A 3,689-nucleotide genomic window follows, 5' to 3' on the forward strand; every position below is an offset into this window, starting at 1 on the left:
TGGCTTTCGGCCCGCTACCTAACTGTCTACGCTTAAAGACTAAAGTTACCTTTAGCCCTCCAAGACTCGCTACGAGCGAATGGCTAGTTCTTACTCGACGGGAATCCCACCCGTTATATGATACGACCTATGCTCGGCCGCACAAGCACTCGATAGTTTAAGTGCTATTGTTCACAATCTCATTTGCACTTAATATAACTCCAAATATAGGGTTAACTCTTGAATATAAATTTTTTTAGTGACAATCCTAATGTAATACCAAAAATGATGGCACTGAAAATATGTGAATAATAATCATTAATGGGTCTAATATCGATATACTTACCTTCTATTAATGATGTGAATAATAGTTCACATACTAACCAGGCAAATAAACTGCCCACGGTCGTTTTTATAACTAAATGGCATGAACCAAACTTTTCAAATATAAAGTAAAGTAAGACTGCATAAACACTACTAACTAAAAAATCTACGATTAATCCTATGGTAAATACTGGTCTGTTAAATGTAATAATAAGACTTGCTAATTCATAAATACCAAACTTTCCAAAGCCAAAATGTGCAAATATCCTCGAAGCAATCTCTCCTGGTATTGTTGAAATTACACCTAATATACCTATTCTTAACATCCTATCTTGGATCATATCATCATTCCTTAATCTTAATGTGGACAAATTTAGTATTTAAATTATATAAAAATTTATACGTAATAAAGGAATGTGCAGCTGATTGAGCCAAAATAAACACCTACTTTTTAATAATGGTTAATATATTAAATTCTCTATTGTTTTTACCATCCCTTCTTCAACTATCCTGCCCCGTTACCACAATAAAAAAGCCGCCTGAATTGGGAGCTGGATCTTTAAGTATTGCACCCGTTTAGTTTAAGTACATTCCTTCACTATCTTAGTTGTTATGCGATTATAACAGTGCTGGTTATCCACGAATACTTACTTTATAAAAAGTGACAGTAATCCATAATTCAGTAAATATAATTATATGATAATTATTATCATTAATATTAGCAATTATTTATCGCATAATCCAATATTACAGTAATTGAAGGGAATTATCATTCTCATTTATAGAAATATATTCTCGATTATATTTGACTTTAGCTAACAGTAACCGTATTATAAATTTATAATAATTCTAATCTAGGAGATGACTTAAATGAGTAGTAACGATGGGCAATTAGATAACTACTATAAAAAAAATAAAAAGCTTTTTATTTGGGCTGCATCCTTAACCCTGTTTTTTGCTTTAGCTGAAATTATCTACGGATTTATTTCAGGTTCCTTAATGATGATGGGCGATGGTGTACACATGGGTTCAGACGCTTTCTCATTGATTCTTTCACTAATCGCAACCATTCTAGCTACAAAGACAGTAACAAAAAATAAAACATTTGGCTACAAACGATTTGAACCAATCGCAGCATTTATTAATGGTTTTACATTAGTGATTATCCCTATATTTATAATTGGTGAAGCGATCAGTCGTATGTTTAATCCAATAAAAATCATTCCGAACCAAATGTTAGTTGTCGGTACGATTGGTTTAGTTGTAAATGGAATCGTGGGCTATATTTTGACGAAAGCTAATTCCAGTTTGAACGTAAAAAGTGCAATGATTCACGTTTTGGCTGACTTATTTACTAGTGTGAGTGTTGTCATCGCAGCATTGGGTATTAAATATTTTGGCCTAACATGGTTAGACCCAATTGGTAGTTTAATAACATCGATAATCATAATTGCTGGTGGCGTTAAAATCACAAAAGAATCCTTTAATATATTAATGGAAGGGACCCCTAATGGCTATTCCGTTGATGGGATTATAAAATCTCTACAAGAAACCAACCAAGATTTAACTGTTGAGGATGTAAAAGTATGGTGTATAAATGAAGAAGAAGTATACACATTAATTAGAGTAAAATCTTCTTCGAAGTTAGTTAAAAACATTCAAAAAGTGATAAAGGAATTAGTATCAAATCATACCAAAATACCTTTAGATAATATCTATGTCGATTTAAATTAATTGACTATATAACAAATAGATTAAAGCCTGAATCAATTAAATGGCGCTTTAATGACGGCATCTACAGTTAGTAACGCTTCCACTTCACTTTTCCCGCTTTGCAATCCTTTCAACATCGGTAATGGCCCCAACGACATTGGAGGCAAGTGTTACGGCGACTAGTTTGGTATTCTCATCAATCAGATTGTCTAACAAAATCAAATCAAGAGTTAATCTCTCTTTGTCAACCGAAATGAAACGAATTTTTGTATTTGTATCATTGGCCGCGGTTGCCCATGAGTCCACGTTTGAACGGTGGTACATTTCAGTAACGACAATATTATCCTAATGGGTCCACGTTTTACTAAGTGCGCTCTACTGAGAACATTATGGATGTAGAATTTTGACCAAACACTGCCTAATTTGGTTTGGCACCAACCAAATCGGCAATCGCTTTTCTAGTCTTCTTAAGATGAAGTTCATCTCTCTGCTGGTTGGAAATTCTCCGTGCGGTTTGCACCCCTTTGGACATACAAGAGACCATCTCATCAACGGGCAATAGTGTTCCCGATTGAAGAAGTCCGCTGGAAATTTCCAACATTAACACAGAAGTTTATTGGAAAAAAGGTTATTTATTTGGATGGTCACGGCGGTTCACAAGTGGTAAAGGGATTCCCTCATTCCATTGTTATTAAAAGCCATACCAATTTTATACGATAGATTACTAGTTTAATTTTTCTTTCATTTTGTAATTTCTTATAATAGACAAAAGGGCCCTGGAAGGCCCTCTCATACAGAAAGTCACTTAGCTAAACGTTATCTCTAGGAGGCATATACGATGCCGCCTTAACACCCCTTCACCTTTTTTTTGAGGTTATAAAAATCCCATTCGTTTCATAATCGATTTTTAATCGTTTAAAAGATGAATCCATTTTTCTTTTAATTTTTTCCTAACGTACTTTGCTGTCTCTTGAATACAATTTATGAACAAGTATATGTTCATTTTCTTCTATTTCAACACTTTGTAACCTTCTTTTTCCAAGTCTCCTATCAATCATAGCTAAAGCCCTTATTAAGAATCTCTCTGAATTTAAGGCATCACTTATTGATAAATTTATATACTGACACAGAGAATCCTCAATATAATCTATATAATATTGACCTTGTTTTTCCAATATCTTTTCAGCTTCTTCATAAGTCATTTGTTCATTATCGTTGCTGTGCTCAAGGATGATTTTATAGTGATTGAAAAGCCATTTTACTTTTGAGTTGCTGTATAGCTCTTCTCCATCTAACGTAATCCAAAATCTACTCTCAGGTTCGTTAATTGTTCTATAATTTGTATAGTTAATATTTATCCTACCAATTAATTTGTCACAAAACCTTGATTCAATAATTTGTTTTAAGTAACTCCACTTAATCTGCAAACCCAAAAAGAAAGCCCCCAATACCACAGCCGTTTTTTTCGTATTTTTTTCTTTATTACCTTTACTAATTCAATTTAAAATGTACGCCCCTTAGTTTAATAGAGTAGGAGGGGAAATTTAATCCCCGACCTCTCACACCACCGTACGTACGGTTCCGTATACGGCGGTTCAATCTTTTAAGTATCGTAACTCATAAAGTTGGGATATATCTTTTAATCCCCATTTTGTGAGTTTTTCTTTTGTTAT

Annotated in this window: 4 protein-coding genes; 1 reads left to right on the forward strand and 3 read right to left on the reverse strand. The window is 33.5% G+C overall.

Features of this window, described 5'->3' with window-relative positions:
- Positions 1 to 212 precede the first annotated feature (212 nt).
- Positions 213 to 644 (reverse strand): hypothetical protein, encoded by a 432-nt coding sequence (locus E2K98_RS30220; RefSeq protein WP_133340671.1) that lies wholly within the window; start codon positions 642 to 644, stop codon positions 213 to 215.
- Positions 645 to 1,173: 529 nt separating this feature from the next.
- Between E2K98_RS30220 and E2K98_RS30225 the strand changes: the two genes are divergently transcribed.
- Entirely contained in the window at positions 1,174 to 2,037 is an 864-nt protein-coding gene (locus E2K98_RS30225; RefSeq protein WP_133340673.1) for a cation diffusion facilitator family transporter, read from the forward strand.
- A gap of 84 nt (positions 2,038 to 2,121) precedes the next feature.
- On the opposite strand, the gene E2K98_RS30230 is transcribed toward E2K98_RS30225, so the two are convergent.
- Together E2K98_RS30230 and E2K98_RS30235 are read right to left on the reverse strand one after the other, a co-directional pair.
- Positions 2,122 to 2,355, reverse strand: coding sequence for an aminotransferase class V-fold PLP-dependent enzyme (locus tag E2K98_RS30230; RefSeq protein WP_268884155.1), 234 nt, complete (start codon positions 2,353 to 2,355; stop codon positions 2,122 to 2,124).
- A gap of 611 nt (positions 2,356 to 2,966) precedes the next feature.
- Positions 2,967 to 3,449: an SF0329 family protein gene (locus E2K98_RS30235; RefSeq protein ID WP_133340677.1), complete on the reverse strand. Its 483-nt coding sequence runs from the start codon at positions 3,447 to 3,449 to the stop codon at positions 2,967 to 2,969.
- Between the last annotated feature and the right edge of the window lie 240 nt (positions 3,450 to 3,689).

This window comes from Bacillus salipaludis (genome assembly GCF_004358205.1).